This is a genomic window from Arthrobacter sp. S2(2024), assembly GCF_036662515.1.
Taxonomy (GTDB): Bacteria; Actinomycetota; Actinomycetes; order Actinomycetales; family Micrococcaceae; genus Arthrobacter.
In genome coordinates, this window is sequence record NZ_JAYKZI010000018.1 from 1 (window position 1) to 26403 (window position 26403).

A 26403-nucleotide genomic window follows, 5' to 3' on the forward strand; every position below is an offset into this window, starting at 1 on the left:
GCACCGAACGAGCTGTGGCTGACCGACATCACCGAGCACCCTACCGCTGAGGGAAAGCTGTACCTCTGCGCGGTGAAGGACGTCTACTCCGGCAGGATCGTCGGGTACTCGATGGATACACGGATGAAGTCCTTGTTGGCCGTGGCGGCGCTGGAGAACGCGGTGCGGGCCCGCCGGCCGGAAGGCACCGTGGTCCACTCAGACCGCGGCTCCCAGGACGGTCCCGCCGCTTCGTTGAATCGCTCCGCCACCACGGGCTCACCGGATCGATGGGCAGGGTCGGCGCGCGGACAACGCCGCAATGGAATCGTTCTTCTCGCTGCTGCAAAAGAACGTTCTGGACCGTCAGCGGTGGAACACCAGGAAGGAACTGCGCCTCGCCATCACGCCCTGGCTCGAAAGGAACTACCACCGCCGGCGACGGCAAAGACGGCTGGGAAAACTCACGCCAATCGAATATGAAACAATCAACCGGACCGCGCTCACAGCGGCCTAAGACCCCGAGTCAACAAAAGCCGGGGCAGTCCCTCAGGACACTCTCTACAGACGGGAAGCCCACCCGCGGTCCCGTGCACAGCGCGAAGCAGGAAATCACCGAAACCATCAAATTCCTCACCTGGCTCAAGCTCACCCACGGACGAACGGTCGCCTCCTGCCTCCAGGCCGACGTCGACGCCTGGCTGGCCGACGGTCCCACAACCAGACATGCCATCAGAACCTTTTTCGTCTGGGCGGTGAAGAACCGGACCTGCACTAACATCACCATCGGCTTCCGGCAGGCCAAGACCGCGCCACTGCTCACCCAAGGTCAGAGGCTCGCCATGCTCAAGGCCTGCCTCACCGACAACATCGACACCCTGTCCTACCGGGTCGCCGCCACTCTCTTGCTGCTCTACGCCCAACCCGTCGTGAAGATCGCCGCGATGAAAAGCACCGACGTGATCCTCACACCCGATGGTCCGCGCCTCTCACTCGGGGAAGAACACCCAACGCCAGTGCCCGAACCGTTCGCCTCACTGCTCACTACACACCTCGCCTCACGCCCCAACATGCGCACCGGCAGCAGCTCCGGCAGTCCGTGGCTCTTCCCCGGCTACCGCGCCGGGCAACACATACACCCCAACACCCTCATGGAACGGTTGAGGGAAATCGGCATCAGCCTCCTAGGCGCACGCAACGCATCCCTACGCGGCCTCGTCAAGGAAGTCCCCGCCCCGCTCGTCGCAGAAATGCTCGGCTACAGCCACCAAGTCACGCAAAAGCACGCTACAGCCGCGGCAGAACCCTGGTCCCGCTACACGCCAGCCATTCCTGAATATTGATCAACAGGCTTCTACCGAAGGAAACTAGCTGGATCGGGCGGGATCAGCGATTCTGATCGAACCAATCCGAAGCACTCAAAGCTCTTGCTTTTGGCCGCCCTATTCGATCAACGATCGGAGCCCACGTCTTAACCGGAACATCTTCCGCAAACCAATCAAAGGCCTGGATTGAAGGGTGGGCAGCGATTGCCTGCGGATCGGTACTAGTCAATGCCACCGCTTTGGAAAGCAATAATTCCTCCAGATGGGGCGCCTCTAGAAGCGGACCCAAGCCAGTGAGCCCCTTCATCGATCCGATCTCCAGTCGTTTGAGATGCAGAAGGTTAGCGAGTGAGGGAAGAGTCCGCACTTGGGGCAATCCATAGAGGCTCAGCAGCCGGAGGTTTGTTTGAGCACTTAGAGCAGACAGATCATGCAGACCGCGGATCTGGTTGACTGCGGGGTAGGTCAAGTTCTGGCAACCATTGACCACGTCGATCGACGTTCCGGAGCCCCCTCGGATGTCTAACCACTCCAGCTGCGACAGAGTCGGCAAAAAGCCCTCAGGGATCTTGACCGCCCAGAGCGTCAGGCGCCGGACACCGGAGAGCCACTCGGCATCCGATAACTTGAGCGAGGCATAGTCGATCCAGACGTCATGCTCCGAGCGCCACTTGGCAGCAGATTGAGCGGAACTTTGTTGAGCAGCCATGACCCGAGTATGTCGCAAAGCCCCGTGAATCACCGCACTGCGGCGTTGCGGTAAGTCTTGTCAGCGGAGATTAGTACCAATACGAATATGCATCGTTGCCAGTAAAAATACTTGAGGATTCAACTTATGTAGTTTCAGCCTAATATCCATCAGTGCCTGGTCTCAACATGGTTGTCAGTTTTCTCATCGAACCTGTCAGCCTACGGATTCGGGACGTGAGTCTCACGCCAGATGTCAGTGCTGATTTACCGGGGTGTGGCTGTTTGAGGCTCTAGGCCGGTCAGTTTGCGGGCGGGTCACATGGGAATCCAGAAGGCGTGGGGGCTGATGGCATCGCGCGAAGCTGCTGAGCGCCCGACCCGGGGGTGCGTTGAGGGACCTGAACTCGCGGTCAGCGGCATCAATGCGGAACTGACACCTTCGATGAGACAGCCAAGGCTGTTTTTCGCTCATCCAACCTGTCAGTTCCCACGTCAGAACTGACAACTATGGTGAGACCGGACAGTCAGCCTCTGAACCATGGCGCTGCCGCCGGGTCGCGACGCTGATCCTGCGGCGAGATAGACACTTCGCGCGAAGCTTCGGTCCTTTGCGTGCGCCTCAAGCTGCGGATCCCTTGTGAAGCCGGTCAGGCCGGGAATCAGACGACGTTATTTCAAGTCAGCAGACCTGGCTGCCGAATTCACGCAGAAGTTCGCTGCGGCCATGGGCGACCTGACCGTTGGCCGGGGCACCGACCCCGGCACCCAGGTGGGACCCCTGATCGACGCCGGCGCCCGTGCTGACGTGCACGCCGTGGGCAGCGCCGCCGTCGACGCCGGTGCCACCGCAGTCACCGGCGGCGCACCGGTTCCGGACCCCGGCTGCTTCTACCCGCCCACGGTTCTGGCCAACGTGCCCAACGACGCCGACATCCTCCGCCAGGAAATCTTCGGCCCCGACGCCTCGGTCAACGCCACCGAATACGGCCTGCCCTCCTACGCTTACAGCCAGGACTTCAACCGGCCGCTGCGCGTGGCCGAACAGATCGAATTCGGCATGGTGGGCTTCAACTCCGGCGTCATCTCCAACGCCGCCGCTCCGTTCGGCGGCGTCAAGCACTCCGGACTGGGCCGCGAAGGCGGCGCGGAAGGCATTGCCGGGTACACCACCACGCAATACATCGGCATCGCCGACCCCTACGCCGGCTGAGCGCTACGGATCCGGGCCGCCGACGCGCAAAACACCGAGCGCGCCGGAATGCCCGTAGCGCTGAGCCGTCTTCCGCGTCGCGGGACATTTTTACCCCTGGGACCGGCGGAATATCGGATCCAGTGTGCCGTATGACGGAACACCAGCCACATGGCGGGTCCGGATGTGCCTAACGTGAGGTGGAACCCCGTGCAAGGCCTGCCTTGCGATTACCGCGGCTAGCCGCCGACAGTTCAGGAGCCACAGATATGACGACACAAACCCAAGTTCCCACCTACGTCACCGCCCCGTTCTTCGGTCTGGAAGACAAGTGGGTTGAGACCGCCGAGGGCGAGATCACCCACTACCATGACATCGGCGAAGGCACTCCGATCCTTTTCCTTCACGGTTCCGGCACCGGAGTCACCGCCGCGGCCAACTGGTGGCTGAACCTGCCGGAGATCAGCGAACAGGCGCGCTGCATCGCAATTGACTCCATTGGCTATGGCCAGTCGGTTGTGGCCGAAGGCACCCAGTACGGCATCAAGGAATGGGTCCGCCACGCGGTTCGCATCCTCGACGCGCTGGGCATTGAGAAGACGTGGATTGTGGGGAACTCCCTGGGCGGATGGTTGGCCTTCCAGTTCGCCATCGACTACCCGGAGCGGCTGCTCGGCATCATTTCCATGGGCACGGGCGGCGCCAAGCTGACCGGCGCCCTGGCCGGACACTCCAAGCCTGACCTATCCGAAGCCGGCATCCGCAGGACGCTGGAGCTGTTCGTGGTGGACAAGTCCCTGGTCACCGACGAACTCGTCGCACTGCGTTACCAGGCGGCGTTGAACGACACGGCCTCGGACCGTTTGGCTGATGTGGTTGCGGCGCGGGACCGCGACCGCACTGAACTGCCGCTCGACTTTGACGTTCTGTCCAAACTGGACCTTCCCGTCCTGCTCATCCACGGCGTCCAGGATGTGGTGATCCCGGTGTCCCGTACCTGGGAGCTGCTGAACATCATCCCCACCGCCGATGCGCACATCTTCAGTCAGTGCGGACACTGGTCGCAGGTGGAGCGCGCCGAGGAGTTCAACACGATCATCAGGCAGTACCTGGCTGCCCGCGGTGTCACCCGCTAGACCGCACCAACCGCACCAAACACTAGTGGCCGGCTCCCCTGCAGGGAAGCCGGCCACCAGTTTTTTGTTTGCCTGGACTCAGGCAGTCACAGCCACGGGAAGTGCCGCGGCGTCGGCCGCCGGGACAGCCGAGCCAGTGGCAGTGAACTCCAGCGCCTGCAGTCTGGCGTTCAGGGTGGCCGGTGTATTCTGCACGAGGCAGGCACCGGCGACGAATTGGTCCGGGCGGAGGACCACCAACGGGGTGGCCGGTCATCGAACCACTTCTTGATCTGCCCGGTATGGTCTCCCAGGACCAGGACATCGCTGTCCATGTTCTCTTCGGCCCACGTGCGCCGGGTTTCGGGAAGCAGGCACACCAGTCCGGCACCCATCAGCTTGAGCTGGGCAAGGGATTCGGCCGGAAGGAAGTCAGTGGGGCTGTTTCCCCACAGTAGGACGGACCACCAGTTCCCGATCTCGTCGTCGACCAGGATGTTACTCCCGTCCTTGGAGGTCACCCACGGCTGCGGAAACTGGCCCCCCACCGGCGATTGGTCAGCTTGATGGCGGCACCGAACGTCAGGGAAAGGTCCCCCATCGCCTTCCCGTGGTCCCGACGTTCCAAGGTATACGTGTCCAGCAACGCATCCGAGGCAGCCCCGCGAAGAATGCTGGACAATTTCCAGCCGAGGTTGGTGGCATCACGCATTCCTGAGTTCCAGCCCTGTCCCAGCCACACCGGCATCAGGTGGGCGGCGTCGCCGGCAATGAGCTGCCGCCCGCTGTGGAAGGAGCCCGCCACCCGCCCGTGGTGTGCGAAGACGCGGCGGCGGATGAATTCCAGGCTGGACGGGTCCGTAACGTGGTCCTTGTGCATCAGGTTCACAAAGTCCGGGTCCGTGGCCTGCTCTTCGGTTTCGTCCTCGTGCAGCATGAACTCGAAACGGCGGGCCGCATGCGGAAGGCCAATGGACACGTACGGCCGCTTCGGGTCAGCACCGAGGAAGACGTTCGGAGTGCCGAGCGGATCATTCTTGACGTCGACGACAAGCCACCGGTTCGAGGGCGATTCACCCTCGAAGCTGACCCCCAGCCGATTCCGGGTGGGGGATTTTACGCCCTCCCACCAGGTACTGTGCCCGAAAACGCCGTTCCCCTCCCCCGTCGGCGGCCGAGAACAGCGCGACGGCGGTGACGCCGTCGGCATCTTCTTCAACGGTCTCAACCGTGTGGCCGAACAGCACGCGCACCCTCTTGAACCGTGACAGTCCCTCGAACAGCACCCGGTCGACTTCCGGCTGGATGAAGCTGTGTTTGCGGTGCCAGCCGGACTCCAGGGTTTGCGGATTGTTTCCAGGATGGTCCGGCCGGCACCGTTGGCCAGCCGCATGATGTGCTGCGGGGTGGTGTGCGGCTTGACGAGTTCCGCGAGGCCCATGATCTGGGTGGTGCGGAAGGACTCGTCGTCCAGGCCCACGCCGCGGGGGTAGCTTCCAGAACGGTGACCCGAGTGCCCGTACATGCCAAGGATGTTGGCGAACGCCAGCCCGGACGGCCCGGCGCCGACGATGAGGACTTCACTTTCGTCGGTGGAATCATGTTGACCGAATCTCCTGGCGCCGTCGCCAGGTTTGCTGGTGTTACTGGAGGTTGGTGGGCTGTTGTCGCCTGGCGCGCGGCCTAGGAGACGCTGATGACAATCTTTCCGTGGAGCTCGCCGCCGATCATCGCCTGGAACGCGTCATGGATGCGTTCCAAGGGTAGGACGCGGTCAATCCGGGGGCGGAGGCCCGTTGTGGTCAGCAGCCGCAGCATTGCAGCTGTTTCGTGCCTGGTCGAGCCGGTGGAGCCCAAAACCCGCAGCTGCTGGTAGAACACCCGGCCCAGATCGGCGTCGGGGGCCGTGCCGCTGGTGGCTCCTGCGATGACGATCGCGCCGCCGGGGCGAAGGCAGCGCAGCGAGTGGGCCCAGGTGGCTTCGCCGACAGTTTCGATAACGGCGTCCACGCGCTCCGGGAGGCGTGCCCCGGACTCGAAAGCCGCGTGTGCGCCGAGCTCCAGCGCCAGTTGGCGCTTGGCTTCGGTCCGGCTGGTGGCGTACACGGTGGCCCCTGCCGCCGCAGCCATCGCAATGGCAGCCGAGGCCACCCCGCCTCCGGCTCCCTGGACCAGGACCCGGTCGCCTGCCGTGACGCGGGCCTGCGTGAAAAGCATCCGGTACGCGGTGGACCACGCCACCGGCAGGCAGGCCGCCTCCTCGAAGCTCAGGTGGGGCGGCTTGTCCACCAGGCACCGGTCCGGCACCACGATGTACTCGGCGAACCCGCCGTCGTGCCGCTCCGAGAGCAGCGCCCGGTTCGGGTCCAGCGTTTCGTCACCGCGGCCGGCGTCCGCGTCGGCAATGATCGGGTGCACCACCACCTCGCGTCCCTCTTCGGTGACCCCGGCAACATCACAACCAAGAATCATGGGAATGTTTTTGGGATCGTGTCCGATGCCCCGGAGCGTCCAGACATCATGCATGTTCAGGGATGAGGCCTTCACCTTCACCCGCGTCCACCCGGGCTGGGCCTGGGGCACCGGGACGTCCCGCAGCTCAAGTCCGGACAGCGGGTCGTCGGCATTCTGGCGGACGGCAACAGCGGCAAGCATATGATTTTCCGGGCTCCTCGGATATGGCGGACGGCCAATACGGCAGGCTGCCGCTGGTTATCCATCCATCGTGGCAACCCTATGTTCGGTCGGCCACAAAGCGTGCCGCCAGGCGGAATGGACGGGCGCGACGGTCCACGGCTGGCCGGTTACCCGGCCGATCACCCGCCCGGCCCGATCATGCGCCCGGCTTGCCACCCGGCTGAGGTGAACTGCGGCACCTCGGGGGCGGTGGTTGTCAGGTGGAACACGGCCTGTCCGCCGAGGCTCCGGTAGCCATGGTCCACATCCCCGGGGAACCGCGCGAAGTCCCCCATGCTCAGGACCAGCATCCCGTCCTCCGGACCGGCCTCCAGCCGGCCTTGGATGACATAGAGCTGGTGCAGGGTTCCGGGGCTCTGCGCGGGAACGATTTTTACCCGCTGGGTCTGCTCCACGGTGACTACCTGGGTGCGGACGTAACCCGTGCCGTAAATCCGGTCAAGGTTGCGTTCCTCACCCACCGGGGTGCGGACCCAGAGGGCGTCGCTCGCCCGGGAAACAGTTGTTTTCGATCCCCACTCGGTTACCAGCCGCCGGAAACTCAGGCCCAGTGCCTCGCCAATCGCCTCAAGGGTGCCCACAGTGGGATTGCCTTCACCTTGTTCGATTTTGGAAAGCGTCTGCTTGGACAGCGACGCCCGGCGGGCAAGCTCCGCCAGGCTGAGGTTCCGCTCGGCCCGGAAGCGGCGGATGTTCCTTGATACGACATCGTTGAGAGACACGCCTCCATTGTCACTTATAAATGACGCTGAGGCATGTTTGACATACCTAAGCGCTGGACGCAAACTGAAAGGGCCGGTCATCGAAGACCGGCCCCAGCCAATCGGGGCTCGGTCCGCGGACGGGCGAACCCCATATTGAAGGATTGATATGGTATCCAGGGTTGCTGCCGCAGGGCGCGATGACCGCGCCGCCGTCGACAAGGCCATGGCCCTGCTGAGTGCCTTTGGCAATGATGCCCTCTCCGGTGCCGGCGTGAGTGAACTTGCCCGCCGGGCGGACATGTCCAAGTCCACCGCCTTCCGGGTGCTGGCCATGCTGCAGCGCAGCGGCGCCGTGGAACGGGCCGGAAATGCCTACCGGCTCGGCAAGCTGATCCACAACCTCGGGGCAACCCAGGAAAGCGCAGCCCACGGCCGGATCCGCGATACGCTCACCCCCTACTTGGCTGACCTGTATGAGATGAGCCGGCAGACCGTCCACCTCGCCGTCCTGGGGGGCACGGAGGTGGTTTACCTGAACAAGCTTTACGGCCACCTGCAGGTCCGCAGCCCCTCACGCATCGGTGGCCAGGCCCCCGCATACTGCACGGCGGTGGGCAAAATGCTGCTGTCCTACGACCCCGACGCCACCGAGCAGGTCCTCCAGTCGGAACTGTCGGCCTGGACCCCCGCTACCATCACGGAGCCGGACGCGTTCCGGGCCGAACTGGCCAAAGTGCGGGAAACTAACCTGGCCTTCGACCGGGAGGAAATCCTGGTCGGACTGAACTGCATCGCGGCCCCGGTCATGGGCGCCAACGGCAGGCCGGTCGCCGCCATGTCGGTCTCCGGCCCAGCCGGGAAGTTCGTTCCCGACTCCCAGGCCAACGCGCTGCGGAAGGTCTGCTACGCGGCCGGCCGTGCCGTGGCCGCCGCCAGCGCCCACCAGCTGCGGCTGGTCCAGGGCGCCTGACCGCTACTGGGTGGGCACGTCATCCAGATGGCGCGAGTCCTCGAGTACCCAGTCCGGCTCGGCGGTGAGCAGCGACAACGACCTGCCCGGCACGTCGACGTCCAGGACGTACCGGTAACCGGCCGCCTCCCCGCGGGCAATCCCGGCAACGTCGCCCTCATCAACCGCCAGAACCAGACGGCGGCAGGCCCGATCCTCGTCCATGACCTGCTCCGAGACCAGCTGGATGGCCGGGGACCCGGCCTGCGCATCAGGCCCGATCAGCCGGTCCCGCGCCCCGGCGGGGTATGCCGCCGCGATGGGCGTCGAGGCAGCAAAGGCGACGCTGACCGTTCCGGCCGGAGTACCGTCCTGGGTCACGGTGAAGGCCGTATCCCAGCCCTCGGCCGGGGCAGCACGGGCGCACTGCCACGACGGCGGCAGGGGTTCTGGCCACTTGAGTAGGTCCACTTCGTCGGATGACATTCTGGTTACCCTTCGTTCTTTACGAGCTGCCGGATGCTGGGTTTGTCCAGCTTGCCCGAGCCGTTGCGGGGTAGGGCGTCGGTGAGGATCAGGCGCTTGGGCAGTTTGTAGCGGGCGAGGTATTTGCTGGTGAACTCCCGGACCTCCTCAACGGTGGGCACGTGGCCGTCCTTGCAGCTCATCACCGCCACCACGGACTCACCCCACTTTGAATCCTCGACGCCGACGACGCCCACGTCGAGGACGCCCGGGAATTCCATCAGTGCCCGCTCCACCTCGGCGGGATAGACGTTTTCGCCGCCGGTGATGATCATGTCCTTGAGCCGGTCGACGATGAAGAAGAACCCGTCCTCGTCGCGGTAGCCGATGTCACCGGTCCGGAACCAGCCATGGTGGAAGGCGGACGCCGTGGCCTCCGCGTTGTTCCAGTATCCGCTGGTGACGTTGGGGCCCTTGACCCAGAATTCCCCGGTTTCGCCGGCTTCCCGGATGTCTTCGAGGCTGAAGGGGTCAACGATCCGGACCTCGGTGTGCGGCATCGGAATGCCGCAGGAGCCCGCTTTGCGGTAGGTGAGTTCGGCGGGGAGGTAGGTGGCGAACGGCGACGTCTCGGTCAGCCCCCAGGCCTGCTGGACGGGAACACCCTTAGCCTCGTACTGCTTCAGCAGCACCGGCGGGACGGGGGCGCCGGCGCAGATCAGGGCACGCAGGCAGGAGATGTCGTGCTGCTGGAATTCCTCAGTCTGCTGCATCGCCGAGAGCTGGGCCGGAACCAGGAATGCCTGGGATACGCCGTACTCTTCGATGTCCCGCAGGGTTTGGCGGGGGTCAAAGTTACGCCGGACGATTGTGGTGCCGCCGCGGACGAACAGCCGGATGGTCAGGGCATTCAGCGCGCCGATGTGGAACAGCGGCGCCACCGCCAGGTTGACGTCGCCGCGCCGGGTGTCGACGAGCGAGTCGACGTTGACGGAATTCCACCACACATTGCCGAAGGTCAGCTGCACGCCCTTGGGCTCCCCGGTGGTTCCGGAGGTGAACAGCAGGATGGCGAGGTCGTCGTCGTGCGCCGACGCCGGCCCGGCAGGCTCCGCACCGCTGCCGGTGGCCAGGAAACGGCTCAGAGGTATCCAGCCGTCCACGGGCTGCGCCTGGGCCGGAACGGGTGCGGCCGGATCGTTGTCCACGAGGACCAACTGGACCGAGCGGCGGTCGATGCCGTCCGCGCGGTCAATGACCTCCTGGTGCCCGGGCTCCACGATCAGCAGCCGCGGCGTGGACGTCGCAATGAGGCCTTCGACCTCGCGGGGCGCCAGGCGGAAGTTCAACGGCAGGAAAACGGCCCCGACCCACCAGGCCGCCATCATGGTCACGATGAAGGTGCTGCTGTTCAGCCCGAGGTAGCCCACCCGGTCCCCGCGGCGGACGCCGCTGGCCGCGAAGGCCCGGGCATACTCCTCGATCCTCGCGGCAAGCGCCGCGTAGTCGAGTTCCTCGCCCTCATAGATCAGGGCTGTGTTCCGGGGAAAGTACCGGGCCTGCCGCAGGACGCCGGCGGCCGGATTGATGTCGATGGAGCACGTCACAGGTTGTCCCCTCCCGCAGCGTTGGTGCCGAACCCACGGACGGCGATGCCGCCGTCCGCGGGGATGATCGCCCCGGTGATGTTATTGGCGTTCGTTCTCGAAGCGAGCAGCACGTAGGAACCGGTGAAGTCCTTCGGTTCAACGGAGGAATCGTGCAGCGGGATCAACGGGTTGTGGCCGGTAATCTCGGAGCGGGCGAAGGAATCGGAGATGGAACGGTCCTGGAGCCCGATGGATGCCGGGCCCCTCAGGTCCGTGTTCATGCCGCCGATGGCCACGCCGTTCACGCGCACCTTGGGTGCGAGTTCGTAGGCGAGCTGGGTGACCAGGCCGCGGCAGGCGAATTTGGACGCCGTGTAGACGATTCCGCCGCCGGCCGGGTGGAAGGACGAGTTGGACAGGGTCATAACGACCGAGCCGCGGGACTTCACGAGCTCACGCCAGGCCGCCTCAACGGTCAGCAGGTAGCCCTTGACGTTGATGGAGAACACCTCATCGAACGCGTCCGACAGCTGTGCCGCGGTGAGCCGGGTGACCGAACGGTTGTAGTCCCAGATGCCGGCGTTGGGCACCAGGATATCCAGCTTGCCGAAGCGGTCAACCGTTTCCTGGACCGCCGCCTGGATCGACTCCGGCTCGCGGACGTCGCCCGCCACCGTGAGGACCCGGTCTCTGGCGCCGGTCTGTTCGGCCACGGCTTTGAGCTTTTCATGGTCGCGGCCGAACAGGACTACGGAGGCACCTTCGGCAAGGAAGCGCTCAGCCACGGCCCGGCCGATGCCGGAACCACCGCCGGTTATCAGGGCGACGTCTCCATTGAGCCACCCGGCGGAGGAATTTCCGCTCATTTTTACCTCTCTGTCGCGCCGCGTGCAGCTCATGGAACAGCATCAGGGTGCGTCTTGGCTAGAAGAATGTACTGAGATTTTTCGCTTGCAGGACGTTGGCGTCGAACAGCAGTTCGCGCTGGGCGACACGGAAACTGCCGTCCGGCTGGAGGCGTATGAGGTCGGTGCGGCCGCCGGCGTAAATATCGGTTTCGGTCTGCAGCCGGTTTCGGTACACCAGGAACGCCGAGCGAGCCTTGAGCAGGTCCGTGCCGCTGTGGCGGACGGTGACGTTGGAGACCAGGTGACGTGTCCTGGAGGGCGGGTCCTCCGCCCAGGCCATGCCCGAATCGTAGCGCCGGATGCGCCACGCCAGGGACTCCTTCGTCTCGTCAAAGTATGCAGCTTCGCCGCGGGAGCCGATGGACAGTGCGGCCTGGCGCCGCAGCCGGTTGGTGCGCAGCGGGGCCCAGTACGTCAGGTCTTCCGCGAAGATTTCCAGCCAGTCCGCAAACCGCCCGTCGTCGAGCAGTTCTGCCTCGAAGAAGTAAAACTGCTGGACCCGGTAGGCAAGTTCAGCGTCGGCGAGCCTGCCTTCGATTTCGTCCAGGGCCGTGGCAGCCGCCCCGGCAACAACATGGTCTGTCATGGTTCCTTCCTTGGAACAGGTCCTTTTACTTCGTGAGCTTTTTCAGGTCGATGGCCGGATCGGCGAGCTGCTGCGGGTCCACCAGGATCCGGCGGTCGATGAGGCGGCGTGCCGCCCGGACGGACAGCCCGCCGTCGACGGCTGCACAGCCGGCCAGGTAGCCGTCCGGGTCGAGCCGGAAGACCACCGAGGGTTCCCCGTCCTTTTCGCGGACGATGGTGGTCCCATCCCCCGTCATGCTGCCGACCCCCTCGACGTGCACGCCGTGGCGGTCCGACCAGAACCAGCTGACTCCGTGCTTCGGGAGGTCCTGCCCCAGCAGGGCGGCAGCGGCAGTCGCACCGGTATTCACGGCGTGCTCCCAGTGTTCAGCGCGGCGGAGCAGCGTCCCGTCGGCCAGACGGCTGCGGGAGCTGTCGCCCACGGCATAGATGTTCGGGTGGGCCGTGCGCTGGGACTCATCCACCAGGGTGCCGTTGTCCGTTGCCAGGCCGGCAGCGTCCGCGAGCCCGGTTTCGGGGACGATACCGATGCCGACCAGCACGGCGTCGGCGTCGATGGTTTCGCCCGAAGCCATGGCCACGTGGTGGCGGCCGCCGGGGTCCCGGGTGATGGAGGTGGGGACGCCGGTGACGACCTCAACCCCGCGGTCCGGGTGCATGTCGTGCAGCCGGCGGGCCAGAGCGTGGCCGACGGCCGGCACGAGGGGCGGGTCGACGGGGTCGATGAGGACAACGTCGGCGCCGAATGGCAGGGCGGACGAGGCGACCTCCGCGCCGATCAGCCCGGCTCCGATAATCGCCAGCCGGGCCCCCGGTTTCAGGACGGAGCGCAGCCGGTCGGCGTCCTCGCGGGTGCGCAGCTCAAGCACCGAATCAAGGTCCCCGCCGGGGATGGCGAGCCGGCGGGCTGCGCCGCCGGTGGCGAGGATGACCTTGTCGCCGGTGATCTCCCGGCCGTCGTCGAGGACCACGGTGGCCTCGTCAGGCCGCAGGGCCACGGCGCGGCCGGTGACCACGACCACCTGGTGTTCGGCAAACCAGTCGGCTGCCGCGAGCTGGATGTCCTGCGCGCTCCGTGAGCCGAGCAGGTACTCCTTGCTGAGCGGCGGGCGGTCGTAGGGGATGCCGGCCGGATCGATGAGGGTCAGTTCGCCCCGGAAGCCGCGGCTGCGGAGCTCCCTGGCCACCGAGAAGCCGGACATGCCGCCGCCCACGATCGTGACGGACCTAAGCGGCTTCGCGTCGTTGGAGGGTGCCATTACACCGCTGCGCTGACGTTGGGGAAGAGCAGGACGCGGCCGTCCTGGACTTCCACTTTGTGGGTGCGTGCCGCGATGGTGGCTGGCATGCACAGGGCTGTCCCGGACTTGAGGCAGAACTTGGCGGAGTGGACGGGGCATTCAACCTCGGTGCCTTCAATCCAGCCGTCGGCCAGGGAGGCGGTCTCGTGCGTGCAGTTGTCGTTCAGCGCGTAGAAGTTGCCGTCCTCGGCGTGGAAGACCGCAATGTCTTCGCCGGTGCCGTTGTCCCCAGCGGAAATGACTTTCGCTTCACCCTCGTCGATGTCCTCGACGGTTCCGATGTTGACGGATTCGCTCACGGGGTATCTCCTGGGATGTTGGTCTTGGGGGTGTTCTCATGCCACGCGGGTTCGTTCATTAGGCTGGCCCAGTGGCGGTAGAAGCTGCGTCCGGCGGCGTCGGAATACAGCTCGCTCGTCTGCCCCGGGTACGTGCCGTCGTCCTTCTCGCTTCCGATCCCCATCTGGAAGTTCAGCGGAACCTGATTGGTGACGAAGCCGCCTGAGATGGCCTGGATCTCCGACCAGTTCTCGCCGTCGTCGGCTTCAAAAATCCCGGAGGGGCCAAAGGTGCGCAGGTTGTAGAGCCGCTGCGCGTCCTTCACCTTATCCGGCATCGACTTGTCCACCAGGATCCAGGCCCAGACTTCGATCTTGTTTGGTCCCTTGGGGTGCCAGACCCGGATGGAGCCGTTGACCGGCAGGTAGGAGAAGCTCGGGAAGACGGTAGCGTGTCCGGTGGTCATGGGGCCTTCAACGGCCGCGTCACCCAGCCGCTCCCGAAGGGCGGTGTAGTCGTAGTACTCGTGGACGGCGGGGGCGTCGAACCGTGATTTGGGGTGGGTGGGGAATCCCGCACCGTGGCCGTTCGGGGACAGGAACTGGCGTCCCGGTGTTGCGGCGATATCCGGCTTGGGCCCGCGGCCCGTAGGGGACATGACCATCAGCGCCGACGCGTGGGACATGTTCACGTGGTACCAGTCGGTGGCGAACTGCTCGGCCGCCAGCTTCCAGTTACCTTCTAGCTCCCACTTCATGACGCCGCCGATGACTTCGGTGCCCTCGGGGTCGCGGTCCAGCATGGCGTCCATGTAGTAGCGCATATCGCCGAGGGTTTCCTCCAGCCGCGCTGCGTTGGCATCCCAGTTGCCGAAGAGCAGCCCCTTGTAGGAGGCCACATTGGGAACCTCGATCAGGCCCCAGTCCTTCTTTTCGAAATCCTCGGGATAGGCCTGCTCGTTGGGCACGGACTGCAGGGCTCCCGCGAGATCGAAGGACCAGCCATGGTAGGAGCAAGTGAACATCTTGGTTGCGCCGGCGTCGGCGCGGCAGAGCCGCACCCCGCGGTGGCGGCACGAGTTCAGGTAGGCCTTGATGTTCCTGCCCTTGTCCATCGTGACGATGACGGGGTCCTCCCCCATGAATGTCGTGAAGAAGTCGCCAGGCTTATTGAACTGGCTGGTGTGGGCCAGGAAGAGCCAGCTGCGCGCGAAGACCCTGCGCAGCTCCTGCTGGTAGATGCCGGGATGGACGTAGATGGACCGGTCGATCAGGCCGCCGTCTGAATCAACGAGTGTGGAGACGTCGATATTGGTGGTCATTGCCTCGGGCCGGGGCATCCTGCCGATGGCGGCGTTGGCCTGCGAGAGGCAGGAGTCCGTGGTGATCATGTGCGGGACCCTCCATTCAAGTCGGGGTGCTGGTGTTCCTGAATCTCATCAGACACCCCGGCCGGGCCCCGCCGCCACCCGCTGTGCCGAACCTCGGAACACGTCGGTCTGTCAATCGCCGGAGCCGGCTTAGGTTCCGCTCCAGACGAGCGCCCGGCGGCCCCCGAAGGCGGCCACTCCCTCGGCGCAGTCGGCAGACCCAAGGACGCCCGAGCCCTCGGCGTCGCTGCGTTGCCACTCCAGGTCCTCGCCGTGCCGCAGCAGCACGCCGTCCGGCGCGGAATCGAGGCCCCGGGCGATCCGCTTGGTGGCGGCCACGCTCAAGGGCGCGCAGTCCGCCACCCGCAAAGCCAGTTCCAGGGCCGCGGCCAGGGGGTCCTTAGCCACCGCGTTGACCAGGCCCCAGCGGGCGGCCTCGCCGGCCTCCACCATGCGCCCGGTCAGCAGGATCTCCATGGCGACTTTTGCCGGGATCTGGGCCCGGAGCCTGAAGGCCCCTCCGCTGCCGGCATAGACACCGATCTTCACTTCGGGAAGGCCAAACCGAGCGCGTGGCGCCGCAACCGCCAGATCGGCGGCCAGCACCAGCTCCATGCCGCCGCGCCCGGTCCGGGAGCAAAACCGTTCCGCGGTACGGACCGTGTCATTGGTCACACGTGCACCGGGGGACATTCTCATGAAGACCTTCGTCCCTCTCCCGACGCACCCGCACCCCTCTTTGGAGCGTGCAATGACGCAATCCCATCCGCCGCAGGCACGGCATCATCCGCCAGGAAGGACACCCGCCGCGCGCTGGTGTCCAGTTTCCTCGGCTCAACCGTTGAATACTACGACTTCCTGCTGTGCGGCGCCGCCGCCGGCCTGGTCTTTCCTAAACTGTTCTTCCCGGCCGACATGGATCCCGTGCTTGGCACGGCCCTTTCCTTTGTCATCCTGCTGGCCGGCTACATCTCCCGCCCGGCGTCCTGTTCGGCCACTTCGGTGACCGGTTCGGGCGCAAGAACATGCTCTTCATCACGCTGATGATGATGGGCATCGTGTCCGTGGTCATCGGGCTCATGCCCACCTACCAGACCATCGGCATCGCGGCCCCGCTGATTCTGGTCCTCCTCCGCGTGATCCAGGGCCTCGCGGTGGGCGGCGAGTGGGCCGGCGCCACCCTCATGGCGGCCGAGCACGTCAAGGAAAGGAACGGCGGCTTCGCGGCGTCGATCGCCGTTACCGGCGGCCCCACCGGCTCTGTTTTCGCCACCCTGGTCCTAGGGCTGTTCGCGGGCCTGCCGGACACGGCCTTCCTCACGTGGGGCTGGCGCGTCCCGTTCCTGCTCTCCGCCGCCCTGGTGGTCATCGGCCTGTACCTGCGGTACCGGGTCACCGAGTCCCCGAGTTCGAACGTGCCCGCGCCGCTGGCGAAGTGCACACCGGCGTCCCGATCGTCCGGGTCCTGAAGAAGTACCCGATATCCGCGCTCTATGGCACCCTGGCCGTCGCCGGCCCGCTCTTCATGCAGGCCCTCCTCGCCATCTGGGCTGTGCCGTACGTCGCCGCGCAGGGTGTGGTGTCCCGCCAGGACGCACTGATGATGCTCACCGTCTCGTCAGTCCTGCACATTTTCGCCATCCCCTTCTTTGCCTGGCTCTCCGACAAGGCCGGCGGCCGGTCGTGCTCGTCGCCGCGGTCTCCGTGGTCCTTGTCTTCCCGATGTTCGCCATGCTGAACTCCGGCAACTTCTGGCTGGTGCCCCTGGCCTTAATTTTGGGAAACCCGATCATCCAGGCTTCGATGTACGGACCCATCGGCGCGTTCCTTGCGGAGAAATTCGAGACGCAAGACCGCTATACCGAGGTGTCCCTGACGTTCCAGCTGGGATCGGTCATCGGCGCCGGCAACGCCCCGCTGATGACCACCATGCTCATGGGCCTGTCCAACGGCGGCAAGACCAACAACATCGCCTGGTACTTCATCGCGCTCATCGCCGTCGCCGCCGTCTCGGTGTTCCTGTCCAAGGAGACCCGGGGCAGGACGCAGCGGGCCGCCACGGCCGACTGCGCAGCAATCGCCGACCGCGAAACCCAGCAACAGGGCGCCAGACTCTAGGACACTGACGTTCCGCACACCGGCACCCGCCCTACCCGGGCGGCTGCCGTCGTCGTTAGCCTGATTCTGACCCTTCCGCACAAAAAGCCCAGGAGCGATCAGATGGCTCACCCCTCCTCCCTCGAGGAATTCAGCGCGTTCGTTGAAAAGTTCACCGCGAAGCGCGGCTTCGATGACATCGCGGCAACACTTGGCCTTGAACCGCACGCCGTGACGGACTCCACCGTGAGCATGTCCATGCCGCTGCAGGACGCCTACGCCCAGGCCTCCGGCATGTTCTCCGCGGCCGCGCTCTTCGGCGCCGCGGACATCACCGGCACCTTCCTCGCCATGCAGACCTACACCGGCAGCGGGCAGTTCCCGCTGGCCGTGCAGTCGAACATCAACTTCATGTCCAATTCGAAGGCCTCCCCCGCCATCGCGACCGCCCGCATCCTGCGCGGCGGCAACACGGTGGCCGTGGCCGAAGTGTCGGTGTCCGACGCCGACGGCAAGCAGCTGCTGCATTCCACGTTCACGTACGCCATCAAAGAGCGCGCGGTGGGCAACAAGTAATACCGCGACTTTTTCTGTCCCGCCGTACGGAACACCGGCCTGACCGGCCCGCTGCCCTGGGATTGGAATGGAAGTCAGCAAGCGCCCCCCGGCCCACCGCCCCGCCCATCAAGAAGGAGCCCCCCATGACCCAGGCACTGGTGTGCATGTCACACAGCCCTTTGCTCGAACACATCAACCCTCCGGCCGAGGTCAAGGCAGCGGTCGAGTCCGCCTTCGACCAGGTGCGCGCCTTCGTGCAGGATTTCGATCCGGACCTGGTGGTCAACTTCGGCCCCGACCACTACAACGGGTTCTTCTACGACCTGATGCCCCCGTTCTGCATCGGCTACAAAGCCCACGGCACCGGGGACTACGACTCGTTTGCCGGGAAGCTGGACGTTCCCACCGCGATCGCCGAAGACCTGGCCCAGTACGTCATCGACCAGGACATCGACACCGCGATTTCCCGCAGGATGGAGGTGGACCACGGCGCCGTCCAACCCATGGAGATTCTCTACCACGGCAACGCTGCCGCCAAGCCGGTCATCCCGGTCTTCATCAACTCCGTGGCACCGCCCTTCTCCAAGGTCCGCCGCGTCCGCCAGTTTGGCACGGCCATCGGCGAGTACTTCAGGAACACGGACAAAAAGGTGCTGTTCATCGGTTCCGGCGGGCTCTCCCACGATCCGCCGGTCCCGCAGATCGCCACCGCCACCGAGGAACAGCGCCAGTTCCTCACAGACGGCCGCCGCCCCACACCGGAGGCCCGCGCCGCACGCCAGGCCCGCACCATCGCCACGGCTGAGGCATTCGCCCGGGGCGAGGCGGACATCATGGAACTCAACCCCGAATGGGACCAGGCCTTCCTGGACGTCTGCCGGTCCGGGGATGTCACAGGCTTTGACGCCTACGATCCGGAGGCGATGACCCGGGTGGCCGGGCACTCCTCGCACGAGGTCCGCACCTGGGTGGCGGCGTACTCGGCCCTGCGCGCCTGCGGCGAATACAAGGTCACCTACGAGTTCTACAAACCGATCAAGGAATACATCGCCGGTTTCGGCGTGACGACGGCGGTGCTGAAGTAATGACTGCCCAGACACAGCCCCCGCGCACCGAAGCCCTGGACCATTTTGCTGCCGAGCTGCTGGAAGCCACCACGTCCCTGGTCCCGGTTGCCCCGTTGCGGGACCGGTTCGACGGCGTGACCCTGGCGGATGCCTACTACGTCCAGACCGTGCAGCTTGCGCATCACGCGGCAGCGGGCCGGGTGCTGGCGGGCCGCAAGGTGGGCCTGACCTCGCTGGCCATGCAGCGGCAGCTGGGTGTGGACTCGCCGGATTTCGGATTCTTCTTTGACGACATGGTTCACTACGACGGCGCTGTGATCCCGGCATCCGGATTCATCCAGCCCAAGATGGAACCGGAGTTCGGCTTTGTGCTCAAGCACGCCCTGCAGGGACCGGGCGTCACGTTGGAGCAGGCCGCTGCGGCGATCGGTGCCGTGTACCCGGCGATCGAGATCATCGACTCCCGCATCACCGACTGGGACATCAAGCTCGTGGACACGGTCGCGGACAACGCCTCGTGCGGCGCGATCGCCGTCGGCTCCGTCCCCCTAGACCTCGACCCTGCCCAGCTTCTGGACGTCAACTGCTCGCTAGTCATCGACGGGGAGGTCACCGGCTCCGGCACGGGCGCCGACGTAATGGGCAACCCCGTGGCCCCGTTGGCCTGGCTCGCCAACATCCTCGGCGCAGAGGGCGTGGCCCTCGATGCCGGCCAGCTCATCCTCCCCGGCTCCTTCACTAAGGCCGAGCCCGTCACCGCCGGAAGCACTGCCGTCGCGGACTTCGGTGCACTGGGCTCACTGACCATTCACTTCACAGACTAAGGACACCCACCATGGCAAAGAAAACAGCAGCCATCGTCGGCTCAGGCAACATCGGCACCGACCTGATGTTCAAACTGATGCGCCGCAGCAGAAACATCGAAGTCAAGTACATGATCGGCGTCGACGCAGCCTCCGACGGGCTCGCCCGCGCCGCCCGGCTCGGCATCACCACCTCCGCCGAGGGCGTGGACTGGCTCCTCGCCCAGGACGACCTCCCGGACTTCATCTTCGAATGCACCTCCGCCAAGGCCCACCAGATCAACGCGCCAAAGTACAAGGCCGCCGGGATCCACGCGATCGACCTGACCCCGGCCGCCGTCGGCCCCTATCTCTGCCCTGTGGTGAACCTGGACACCCTGCAAGATGTCCTGAACGTCAACATGATCACCTGCGCCGGCCAGGCCACCACCCCGATCGTCGCCGCGGTCTCCTCCGTGGTCCCGGTCGACTACGCCGAGATCGTCGCCTCGATCGCCTCCAAGTCCGCCGGGCCCGGCACCCGCGCCAACGTCGACGAATTTACCGAGACCACCGCCAAAGCCCTCGAGGAAGTCGGCGGGGCCCGGCGCGGCAAGGCCGTCATCATCATCAACCCGGTCGAACCGCCTATGATCATGCGCAACACCGTCTACTGCGCCATCCCCGCCGCCGCCGCCGAACCCGGGGAACTCCAGGACCGGATCCGCGCTGCGATCGACGAGGCCGTCGTGAAGATCCAGGACTACGTCCCCGGCTACTCGCTGCGCGTCGAGCCCCAGTTCGACGCCGCCCGGGAGGACTGGGAGGGCAACGGCCGCGTCGGGATCTGGATCCAGGTCAAGGGGGCCGCGGACTACCTCCCCGAATACGCCGGCAACCTGGACATCATCACCGCCGCCGCGACCCGGACAGCGGACCTGCTCGCCGAGCGCATGGACGCCGCCCTTTCTTCCACTTCCGTAGGAGCCTAACCATGACCGCCACCTCCGACATCACGGCACAGAACCTCAGCGTCCGCCTCACGGACACCACCCTGCGCGACGGCTCCCACGCCATGAGCCATCGGTTCACCGAAGAGCACGTCCGCTCCGTGGTCCGCGCCCTCGACGACGCCAACATCGAGGTCATCGAAGTCACCCACGGCGACGGGCTCGGCGGCTCCTCCTTCAACTACGGATTCTCCCTCACCCCCGAACTGGGCCTGGTCCGCGCCGCCGTCGACGAAGCGAAGAACGCCAAAATCGCCGTGCTCATGCTCCCCGGCTTGGGCACCATCCACGACCTGAACCAGGCCCACGACGCCGGCGCCTCGGTGGCCCGGATCGCCACGCACTGCACCGAGGCCGACGTCTCCATCCAGCACTTCCAGCACGCCCGCAAACTCGGCATGGAAACCGTCGGATTCCTGATGCTCTCCCACCGCGCCACCCCGGAAAAACTCGCCGAACAGGCCCGGATCATGGCCGACGCCGGCTGCCAGTGCGTCTACGTCGTGGACTCCGCCGGGGCCCTCATCCTCGAAGACGTCTCCGACCGCGTCTCCGCCCTCGTCGCCGGGCTCGGCACCGACGCGCAGGTGGGGTTCCACGGCCACCAGAATCTGTCCTTCGGCGTCGCGAATTCCGTCTTCGCCGCCCGCGCCGGGGCCAAGCAGATCGACGGGACCCTGCTGGCGCTGGGCGCCGGGGCCGGGAACTCACCCACCGAGGTCCTCGTCGCCGCGTTCGAACGCCTCGGCATCCACACCGGCGTCGACGTCCACGGCGTCATGGCCGCGGCGGATGACATCGTCAAGCCCATCATCACCCGGATGCCCATCATGGACCGAGCCTCAATCATGCAGGGCTACGCCGGGGTCTACTCCTCATTCCTCATCCACGCCGAACGCGCCGCCGAACGCTACGGCGTCCCGGCCTGGCAGATCCTCGAGGAAATCGGCCGCGCCGGCTACGTCGGCGGCCAGGAAGACATGATCGTCGACGTCGCCGTCCAGCTCGCCTCCGGGGCACGCGTAGCCTGACCCCGCACCACCCGCATGCCACGCACCGCACGCACCGCACACGCAGGAACCCCGCCGCTGGACATGCTCAGCGGCGGGGTTCCTGCGTTCGGGCGTTGCGTACCGGGCGACGGGGCTATTTATCGGCATTCGGCACTGTGGACAGGGAATCCGCGCCCGGCGCAGATGCCTCGGGGCGCCGAGCCGCAGTTCTCACCTGGCATCGCCCCTTTGACGCGGCATTCCAGCAGTAATCCGCCACGGATCCGGGCTGGCGACGCGCAAAAACCGAGCGCACCGGAATGCCCGCAGCGCGGAGCCGTGCTCCGTGTCGCGGGATACTTTGCGCAGCGGAATTGCTCGCCTAATGGGCCGCGGGAGGGATCTGGCGGGGATTTTGCGGTTCTAGCCGGGCAGCGTGGGCCGGGGACTTCCTTATTTCCCGGGGCCGCCGGGGATTTCCGTCCGGAAGCCGATCAGTTTGTGAGTGCCGTCGCTGTAGGGCTTGATCGCGGAGGCGCCGCAGCGGCACAGGGCGACGGTGTTGCCGTCGGGGCAGACAACGATGGAGTTCTCATTGGCGGTCTCTTGCGGGTTCGGGTTCATCAACGCTCACTGTCAGGGGTTTGAGGGTGCGGGGTCAGAAAACCGGGCGTCAGGGTGAGACCGCGGCGGGTGTTGGGGTCAGCCCGCAGCGACGCGGGCAGCGGATCGCAGCGAAGAGTCGTCCGGTGCCTTCTGGACCAGATCGAAATCACCGCAGACACCTACGACCTGGACCTTGACCCGCACTGGCGGGGCACACTTACCGACCGGCTCCTCGAAGACAGCGACAGCGACATGCTCTACGACCGGAGTCTCGACGGCTTCCAGCACGATGAAGGATTGAACCGGCAGCTCCGCCTGGCACCCATGGCACTGGAGTACTGGTTCGAACCTTTCAACGAAAAAGGCCAGGTCTCCCCTTACGCCCGCTGACCAAATGCCCACTTCCAATGACTGGCAGTCCGCCTAATTCACGCTGATGTGGCTGCTGCTAATTCGGGTAGAGGGAAGCGCTGCGCGCTAGCCTTCACATTCGATGCAGTACGAGTGGCCGTTCTTTTCGCGTGCGAGCTGGGAACGGTGCCGGACCAGGAAGCAGGAGTAGCAAGTGAACTCATCCTCGGCCTGGGGAATCACCTGAACGATCAGTTCCTCGGCGACGAACTCTCCGCCCGGGGTCATCGTCTCGTCCAGCGCGTCGGCCTCGTCCAGATCGCGAACGACGCTTCTGGCGTCCGGGGCGTTGGCGGATTGCAGCGCCTCCAGGGAGCGCTCCTGTGATTCCTTGACGTCGGAACGTACTTCGTCGTAATCGGTTGCCACTGCTGTGTTTCTCTTCTACGCCGGCTCGTCCCTGTTGGCGTGCCTGCTGGAGGTTCTGGCGCATTTCCGCAGGGCGTGTCGGCGTTGACGGTTTCGCAGCACCGGGCCTTCGGGGTTATTCGTGAAGTCCTGCGAGCCTGCTGCCGAATTTGGCCAGCAATGAGGTCTGTTTGGAGCCGCGTCCTTCTTCCCACGCATCGGCTAAGCCGAACAGTTTGTACATGGCGTGTACGCCGAGCCAGCGGACCGGCTCCGGTTCCCAGTCACGGGATCTGTAGCCGACCCATGGCAGGGCGGTGCGCTCGGTGTGCCGTTCGAGGGCGAGTTCGGCCAGCGTGCGTCCGCCCACGAAGGCACTCGTTACGCCGTGTCCCGCATAGCCGACCGAGGATCCGATGCCGGCGTCGCGGTCCCAGGTGACACTGCCGTTCCAGTCACGAGTAACCCCGAGGACCCCTGACCATGCGTGTTCGACTGCGAAGGGCACGCCCGGGAAGAAGCTTTCCAGCTTGCCGAGCAACTGTCGGACGGTCGTTTCCTTGGTTGCGCCGTCGCCGCCGGTTCCGGAGCCGAAGCGGTAGGGGGCGCCGCGACCGCCGATCGCGATTCTGTTATCGGCGGTGCGCTGGGCGTAGATGAAGGTGTGTGCGGAGTCGTTGAGGCATTCACTGCCCTCCCAACCGATCCGGTCCCAGAGTGAATCGTTCAAGGGCTGGGTGACGATCATCGAGGAGTTAATCGGGATGAGCCGGCGTTTGCCGAGTAGGGGGGCCGGAATAGCCTTCGGTGCAGATGAATGTACGCTTCGAATTCGCCCGCCCGGCGTCCAGTTTCAGGGTTCCTTCGCTGGCTGCGAGCACGCGGCTGTCTTCGTAAATCTTTACCCCCATTCTGCTGACGGTGTCGGCGAGGCCCATGAGGAGTTTGGCCGGGTTCATGCGGGCGACGTCCTTATAGAACAATCCGCCGTGAACGTCCTCGATTTTTATGCGGGTTTGGAATTCTTCCCGTCCGAGTAGTTGGACCTCGTCCTCGGCCATACCGTAGGAGAGGTCACTGGCCCGTTTGGCGATGAGCCGGTTTAGTCCGGCCTCTGTGTGCGCTGCGGAGAGGGTTCCGCCCTTGTATTGGTCCGCTTCGATTCCTTCTGTCGCGAGGATCTCCAGCAAAGTATCCACTGAAGTGATGAACTCGCGCTGCAGCGCCACACTCGCAGCCTTTCCGGTAGCGGATGCCTTGGCGAACTTCATCCGGTTGCCGGGCACCAGGGCCGAGACCCAGCCGCCGTTGCGTCCGGAGGCGCCGTAGCCGAGCCGTTCAGCTTCGAACACTGCCACCGACATCGACGGCTCCATGGTTTTGGCGAAGTATGCCGCCCACAGGCCGCTATAGCCGCCACCGATGATCGCCAAATCAACGGTTTCATCGCCTTCGAAGCGCGGGTAGGAGCGTTGGATTCCGATAGTGTCGGCCATCCAAAACCCGAGCTGACCATTGCGCATCGTCGTCGTTGCGGGCCTCATGCTGCAGTCCTGACCGGTTCGATGATCTTGGCCGTATTGCTCTTGGGCAGCAGCAGGCAGCAAACGACCATGATTGCGGCCACGGCCAGGCAGATGCCGACGACACCGGCGGTGGATCCGGAAGCTGCGAGAACCGCGGTGGCGGCCACGGGTGCGAGCCCTCCGCCCAGGGCTCCGGACAGGTGGTAGTTCAGGCCGATGCCGGTGTAACGGACGGTGGGGCTGAACAATTCTGCAACTTCACCGGCCAGAACGCCGTAGGACGTGCCGACGAAGATTGCTGTGACCCACGGGGTGGGGATCGCTCCCCGGTACCGGTAGCGGGTGACCGTCACCGATGCCGGGTTGAATAGCCGGATCCCATTCCATGACAGCGGCAGCCACCGCCCCGAGGGGGTGGTGAAGCGCCGCCGCAGTTCCTTCCAGCGCAGGCGGTGCCGTTTCCTCAGCCACCTGATCACCCGCCATTCGACGAAGTGCTTGAGGTTGTTGAGGGTGTGACTGCACACCGCGTGCCGGAAGTAGTTCGCCCATCCGCGTAGGATCTGGTTGATCCTGACGAGGATGCTGCCAGGATCGGCTTGCGAAACCCTGTGGGTCATCGACCGTATCTTCGCCTTCACCGCCTTCAATGGTCGATCTGCGATGAGGGTGTAGACGTACCACTGCTGGGTTCCCCTCTTGCGGCGCCACCGGATGTGGAACCCCAGGAAGTCGAACCCCTCGCTCATGTGCACTACCCGGGTCTTGGTCGGCGATAGGCGCAGGCCAAGCCGGGCAAGCACGCCAGCGATCTCTTCGCGCAGGTTCTCGACGTCAGATTCACGGCCGTGCACGAGCACGACGAAATCGTCAGCGTAGCGGACGACACGCCATGTCGGCAGACCCTTCCTCCGTCGTGCGTGACGCCGATAGGTGGTCCCCATCTGCCCTTCCGGCTTCCACGGGTCCATCACGTGCTCATCAAGCACGGTCAAGGCGATGTTGGCCAGCAGGGGCGAGAGGATCCCACCCTGCGGGGTGCCAGTGTCGGATTCCTTCAGCCCAGTCTGCTCGGTGAGCACGCCAGCCTTGAGGAAGGCCTTCACCAGCGCCAGAACGCGCTTGTCCTTCACCCGGATCCGCACCCTTTCCAGCAGGGCTGTGTGGTCGATCCGGTCGAAGCACGCCTCGATGTCCGCGTCCAGCACCCACCGGTAGCCGCGTGAGGCGAACATGTGGATCTCGGCGATAGCGTCATGCGCTCGACGGCCCGGCCGGAATCCGTACGAGACCGGAGAAAACCCGGCCTCGAAGATCGGTTCCAGCACGCGCTTCAGCGCCGCTTGAACCACCCGGTCGGCGATCGTGGGAATGCCCAACTTCCGGACTTTCCCCGAGCCGCCAGGCTTCGGGATCGCACGCTCGCGAACCGGCAGCGGACAGAACGTCCCCGCCTTCAGCGCAGTGCGCAGATCCTCCAAGAACCCGGACACCCCGATGTTCTCCTCGACCCAAGCGGCACTCATGCCGTCCACGCCGGGAGTGTTCGCACCGCGGTTGCCCGCGACCCGCTCGAACGCCAACATCAGCGTTGCCGGGTCGTGCACGAAGTTAAACAGGTCCTCGAACCGGCGGCCAGGATCGGCCACCGCCCAACGGTGGAGCTTGGCCTGCATCTCCGATACTCGCCCACGCGGCCCCACGGACGCGCCGGACAAGGCACCGGCGTTCACCGGTGCGTCTTTCGGTCTTGCATCATCCTCATCTCCTCGATACTGCTGCCGCCCTTCCCCATGCGCCGGGCTCTCTCCGGCTCGGAGTACTACGGCGGCTCCGCCCCGCCCCTAGCCGATCAGTCG

Annotated in this window: 30 protein-coding genes and 4 pseudogenes; 15 read left to right on the forward strand and 19 right to left on the reverse strand. The window is 65.3% G+C overall.

Features of this window, described 5'->3' with window-relative positions:
- Positions 1-496: pseudogene (locus tag VLA65_RS20185) on the forward strand (IS3 family transposase); the annotation flags it as partial.
- A gap of 73 nt (positions 497-569) precedes the next feature.
- Entirely contained in the window at positions 570-1322 is a 753-nt protein-coding gene (locus tag VLA65_RS20190; protein WP_332603527.1) for a hypothetical protein, read from the forward strand.
- 43 nt (positions 1323-1365) lie between these two features.
- On the opposite strand, the gene VLA65_RS20195 is transcribed toward VLA65_RS20190, so the two are convergent.
- A complete protein-coding gene (locus VLA65_RS20195) occupies positions 1366-2013 on the reverse strand; it encodes a hypothetical protein (RefSeq protein WP_332603528.1) in 648 nt (215 codons plus the stop codon).
- A gap of 648 nt (positions 2014-2661) precedes the next feature.
- Here VLA65_RS20195 and VLA65_RS20200 point away from each other — a divergent pair.
- Positions 2662-3204 (forward strand): annotated as a pseudogene (locus VLA65_RS20200) (aldehyde dehydrogenase family protein); the annotation flags it as partial.
- A gap of 248 nt (positions 3205-3452) precedes the next feature.
- Complete coding sequence (locus VLA65_RS20205) at positions 3453-4319, forward strand: alpha/beta fold hydrolase (RefSeq protein WP_332603529.1); 867 nt, start codon at positions 3453-3455, stop codon at positions 4317-4319.
- A 170-nt stretch (positions 4320-4489) separates the two neighbouring features.
- Here VLA65_RS20205 and VLA65_RS20210 read toward each other — a convergent pair whose 3' ends face one another.
- The 5 genes and pseudogenes from VLA65_RS20210 to VLA65_RS20230 form a co-directional block, all read right to left on the reverse strand.
- On the reverse strand, positions 4490-4819 hold the full coding sequence (locus tag VLA65_RS20210; RefSeq protein ID WP_332603530.1) for a hypothetical protein: 330 nt from the start codon (positions 4817-4819) through the stop codon (positions 4490-4492).
- Positions 4816-5638 (reverse strand): annotated as a pseudogene (locus VLA65_RS20215) (FAD-dependent monooxygenase). The gene VLA65_RS20210 and the pseudogene VLA65_RS20215 overlap by 4 nt, the downstream one beginning before the upstream one ends.
- Positions 5639-5724: 86 nt before the next feature.
- Positions 5725-5823 (reverse strand): annotated as a pseudogene (locus VLA65_RS22040) (hypothetical protein); the annotation flags it as partial.
- A 158-nt stretch (positions 5824-5981) separates the two neighbouring features.
- Positions 5982-6953, reverse strand: coding sequence for a zinc-binding dehydrogenase (locus VLA65_RS20225; RefSeq protein ID WP_332603532.1), 972 nt, complete (start codon positions 6951-6953; stop codon positions 5982-5984).
- Positions 6954-7114: 161 nt separating this feature from the next.
- Positions 7115-7717 (reverse strand): helix-turn-helix domain-containing protein, encoded by a 603-nt coding sequence (locus VLA65_RS20230; protein ID WP_332603533.1) that lies wholly within the window; start codon positions 7715-7717, stop codon positions 7115-7117.
- Between the two features lie 148 nt (positions 7718-7865).
- On the opposite strand from VLA65_RS20230, the gene VLA65_RS20235 reads away from it, so the two are divergent.
- Positions 7866-8669, forward strand: coding sequence for an IclR family transcriptional regulator (locus VLA65_RS20235; RefSeq protein WP_332603534.1), 804 nt, complete (start codon positions 7866-7868; stop codon positions 8667-8669).
- A 3-nt stretch (positions 8670-8672) separates the two neighbouring features.
- On the opposite strand, the gene VLA65_RS20240 is transcribed toward VLA65_RS20235, so the two are convergent.
- From VLA65_RS20240 to VLA65_RS20275, 8 genes are all read right to left on the reverse strand, one after another.
- A complete protein-coding gene (locus VLA65_RS20240) occupies positions 8673-9134 on the reverse strand; it encodes a hypothetical protein (RefSeq protein ID WP_332603535.1) in 462 nt (153 codons plus the stop codon).
- A 5-nt stretch (positions 9135-9139) separates the two neighbouring features.
- On the reverse strand, positions 9140-10720 hold the full coding sequence (locus tag VLA65_RS20245; RefSeq protein WP_332603536.1) for an AMP-binding protein: 1581 nt from the start codon (positions 10718-10720) through the stop codon (positions 9140-9142).
- On the reverse strand, positions 10717-11568 hold the full coding sequence (hcaB, locus tag VLA65_RS20250) for a 3-(cis-5,6-dihydroxycyclohexa-1,3-dien-1-yl)propanoate dehydrogenase (RefSeq protein WP_332603537.1): 852 nt from the start codon (positions 11566-11568) through the stop codon (positions 10717-10719). Before hcaB ends, VLA65_RS20245 begins: the two co-directional genes overlap by 4 nt.
- 58 nt (positions 11569-11626) lie before the next feature.
- Positions 11627-12196 carry an aromatic-ring-hydroxylating dioxygenase subunit beta gene (locus tag VLA65_RS20255; RefSeq protein WP_332603538.1) on the reverse strand — a complete coding sequence of 190 codons (570 nt, stop codon included), beginning with the start codon at positions 12194-12196 and terminating at the stop codon, positions 11627-11629.
- Between the two features lie 25 nt (positions 12197-12221).
- Entirely contained in the window at positions 12222-13457 is a 1236-nt protein-coding gene (locus VLA65_RS20260; RefSeq protein ID WP_332603539.1) for an NAD(P)/FAD-dependent oxidoreductase, read from the reverse strand.
- A complete protein-coding gene (locus VLA65_RS20265; protein ID WP_332603540.1) occupies positions 13457-13798 on the reverse strand; it encodes a bifunctional 3-phenylpropionate/cinnamic acid dioxygenase ferredoxin subunit in 342 nt (113 codons plus the stop codon). The genes VLA65_RS20260 and VLA65_RS20265 overlap by 1 nt, the downstream gene beginning before the upstream one ends.
- Entirely contained in the window at positions 13795-15168 is a 1374-nt protein-coding gene (locus VLA65_RS20270) for an aromatic ring-hydroxylating dioxygenase subunit alpha (RefSeq protein ID WP_332603541.1), read from the reverse strand. The genes VLA65_RS20265 and VLA65_RS20270 overlap by 4 nt, the downstream gene beginning before the upstream one ends.
- Positions 15169-15297: 129 nt before the next feature.
- Positions 15298-15840 carry an enoyl-CoA hydratase-related protein gene (locus tag VLA65_RS20275; RefSeq protein ID WP_332603542.1) on the reverse strand — a complete coding sequence of 181 codons (543 nt, stop codon included), beginning with the start codon at positions 15838-15840 and terminating at the stop codon, positions 15298-15300.
- Between the two features lie 123 nt (positions 15841-15963).
- On the opposite strand from VLA65_RS20275, the gene VLA65_RS20280 reads away from it, so the two are divergent.
- The 9 genes from VLA65_RS20280 (at position 15964) to dmpG (ending at position 21692) form a co-directional block, all read left to right on the forward strand.
- A complete protein-coding gene (locus VLA65_RS20280) occupies positions 15964-16191 on the forward strand; it encodes a hypothetical protein (RefSeq protein WP_332603543.1) in 228 nt (75 codons plus the stop codon).
- Positions 16173-16616, forward strand: coding sequence for an MFS transporter (locus VLA65_RS20285; protein ID WP_332603544.1), 444 nt, complete (start codon positions 16173-16175; stop codon positions 16614-16616). Before VLA65_RS20280 ends, VLA65_RS20285 begins: the two co-directional genes overlap by 19 nt.
- Positions 16583-16885, forward strand: coding sequence for a hypothetical protein (locus VLA65_RS20290; RefSeq protein ID WP_332603545.1), 303 nt, complete (start codon positions 16583-16585; stop codon positions 16883-16885). Before VLA65_RS20285 ends, VLA65_RS20290 begins: the two co-directional genes overlap by 34 nt.
- The gene (locus VLA65_RS20295; protein WP_332603546.1) at positions 16831-17265 is read left to right on the forward strand and encodes a hypothetical protein; all 435 of its coding nucleotides are present in this window, start codon (positions 16831-16833) and stop codon (positions 17263-17265) included. The genes VLA65_RS20290 and VLA65_RS20295 overlap by 55 nt, the downstream gene beginning before the upstream one ends.
- A gap of 102 nt (positions 17266-17367) precedes the next feature.
- Positions 17368-17820: a PaaI family thioesterase gene (locus VLA65_RS20300; RefSeq protein ID WP_332603547.1), complete on the forward strand. Its 453-nt coding sequence runs from the start codon at positions 17368-17370 to the stop codon at positions 17818-17820.
- Positions 17821-17945: 125 nt separating this feature from the next.
- Positions 17946-18887, forward strand: coding sequence for a 3-carboxyethylcatechol 2,3-dioxygenase (locus VLA65_RS20305; RefSeq protein ID WP_332603548.1), 942 nt, complete (start codon positions 17946-17948; stop codon positions 18885-18887).
- Positions 18887-19693 carry a 2-keto-4-pentenoate hydratase gene (locus tag VLA65_RS20310; protein ID WP_332603549.1) on the forward strand — a complete coding sequence of 269 codons (807 nt, stop codon included), beginning with the start codon at positions 18887-18889 and terminating at the stop codon, positions 19691-19693. Before VLA65_RS20305 ends, VLA65_RS20310 begins: the two co-directional genes overlap by 1 nt.
- An 11-nt stretch (positions 19694-19704) precedes the next feature.
- Positions 19705-20643, forward strand: coding sequence for an acetaldehyde dehydrogenase (acetylating) (locus VLA65_RS20315; protein ID WP_332603550.1), 939 nt, complete (start codon positions 19705-19707; stop codon positions 20641-20643).
- A gap of 2 nt (positions 20644-20645) precedes the next feature.
- On the forward strand, positions 20646-21692 hold the full coding sequence (gene dmpG / locus VLA65_RS20320; protein ID WP_332603551.1) for a 4-hydroxy-2-oxovalerate aldolase: 1047 nt from the start codon (positions 20646-20648) through the stop codon (positions 21690-21692).
- Between the two features lie 414 nt (positions 21693-22106).
- On the opposite strand, the gene VLA65_RS20325 is transcribed toward dmpG, so the two are convergent.
- A complete protein-coding gene (locus VLA65_RS20325) occupies positions 22107-22277 on the reverse strand; it encodes a CDGSH iron-sulfur domain-containing protein (protein WP_332603552.1) in 171 nt (56 codons plus the stop codon).
- Positions 22278-22346: 69 nt separating this feature from the next.
- Between VLA65_RS20325 and VLA65_RS20330 the strand changes: the two genes are divergently transcribed.
- Positions 22347-22649 (forward strand): hypothetical protein, encoded by a 303-nt coding sequence (locus VLA65_RS20330; RefSeq protein ID WP_332603553.1) that lies wholly within the window; start codon positions 22347-22349, stop codon positions 22647-22649.
- Between the two features lie 87 nt (positions 22650-22736).
- Here VLA65_RS20330 and VLA65_RS20335 read toward each other — a convergent pair whose 3' ends face one another.
- From VLA65_RS20335 to ltrA, 4 genes are all read right to left on the reverse strand, one after another.
- Positions 22737-23039 carry a DUF4193 domain-containing protein gene (locus VLA65_RS20335; protein WP_332603554.1) on the reverse strand — a complete coding sequence of 101 codons (303 nt, stop codon included), beginning with the start codon at positions 23037-23039 and terminating at the stop codon, positions 22737-22739.
- Positions 23040-23154: 115 nt separating this feature from the next.
- A complete protein-coding gene (locus tag VLA65_RS20340) occupies positions 23155-23766 on the reverse strand; it encodes an FAD-dependent oxidoreductase (protein ID WP_332603555.1) in 612 nt (203 codons plus the stop codon).
- A 7-nt stretch (positions 23767-23773) separates the two neighbouring features.
- Positions 23774-24562, reverse strand: coding sequence for an NAD(P)/FAD-dependent oxidoreductase (locus VLA65_RS20345; protein WP_332603556.1), 789 nt, complete (start codon positions 24560-24562; stop codon positions 23774-23776).
- Positions 24559-26277, reverse strand: coding sequence for a group II intron reverse transcriptase/maturase (gene ltrA / locus VLA65_RS20350; protein ID WP_332603557.1), 1719 nt, complete (start codon positions 26275-26277; stop codon positions 24559-24561). Before ltrA ends, VLA65_RS20345 begins: the two co-directional genes overlap by 4 nt.
- Positions 26278-26403 lie beyond the last annotated feature (126 nt).

Coding starts and splice junctions, on each gene's coding strand:
- VLA65_RS20285 (WP_332603544.1), top strand. CDS start 16,173: ATGCTCTTCATCACGCTGATGATGATGGGCATCGTGTCCGTGGTCATC.
- hcaB (WP_332603537.1), bottom strand. CDS start 11,568: ATGAGCGGAAATTCCTCCGCCGGGTGGCTCAATGGAGACGTCGCCCTG.
- VLA65_RS20225 (WP_332603532.1), bottom strand. CDS start 6,953: ATGCTTGCCGCTGTTGCCGTCCGCCAGAATGCCGACGACCCGCTGTCC.
- VLA65_RS20310 (WP_332603549.1), top strand. CDS start 18,887: ATGACTGCCCAGACACAGCCCCCGCGCACCGAAGCCCTGGACCATTTT.
- VLA65_RS20255 (WP_332603538.1), bottom strand. CDS start 12,196: ATGACAGACCATGTTGTTGCCGGGGCGGCTGCCACGGCCCTGGACGAA.
- VLA65_RS20270 (WP_332603541.1), bottom strand. CDS start 15,168: ATGATCACCACGGACTCCTGCCTCTCGCAGGCCAACGCCGCCATCGGC.
- VLA65_RS20305 (WP_332603548.1), top strand. CDS start 17,946: ATGACCCAGGCACTGGTGTGCATGTCACACAGCCCTTTGCTCGAACAC.
- VLA65_RS20315 (WP_332603550.1), top strand. CDS start 19,705: ATGGCAAAGAAAACAGCAGCCATCGTCGGCTCAGGCAACATCGGCACC.
- VLA65_RS20235 (WP_332603534.1), top strand. CDS start 7,866: ATGGTATCCAGGGTTGCTGCCGCAGGGCGCGATGACCGCGCCGCCGTC.
- dmpG (WP_332603551.1), top strand. CDS start 20,646: ATGACCGCCACCTCCGACATCACGGCACAGAACCTCAGCGTCCGCCTC.
- VLA65_RS20240 (WP_332603535.1), bottom strand. CDS start 9,134: ATGTCATCCGACGAAGTGGACCTACTCAAGTGGCCAGAACCCCTGCCG.
- VLA65_RS20205 (WP_332603529.1), top strand. CDS start 3,453: ATGACGACACAAACCCAAGTTCCCACCTACGTCACCGCCCCGTTCTTC.
- VLA65_RS20195 (WP_332603528.1), bottom strand. CDS start 2,013: ATGGCTGCTCAACAAAGTTCCGCTCAATCTGCTGCCAAGTGGCGCTCG.
- VLA65_RS20345 (WP_332603556.1), bottom strand. CDS start 24,562: ATGAGGCCCGCAACGACGACGATGCGCAATGGTCAGCTCGGGTTTTGG.
- VLA65_RS20300 (WP_332603547.1), top strand. CDS start 17,368: ATGGCTCACCCCTCCTCCCTCGAGGAATTCAGCGCGTTCGTTGAAAAG.
- VLA65_RS20260 (WP_332603539.1), bottom strand. CDS start 13,457: ATGGCACCCTCCAACGACGCGAAGCCGCTTAGGTCCGTCACGATCGTG.
- VLA65_RS20340 (WP_332603555.1), bottom strand. CDS start 23,766: ATGATCGTCACCCAGCCCTTGAACGATTCACTCTGGGACCGGATCGGT.
- VLA65_RS20325 (WP_332603552.1), bottom strand. CDS start 22,277: ATGAACCCGAACCCGCAAGAGACCGCCAATGAGAACTCCATCGTTGTC.
- VLA65_RS20275 (WP_332603542.1), bottom strand. CDS start 15,840: ATGTCCCCCGGTGCACGTGTGACCAATGACACGGTCCGTACCGCGGAA.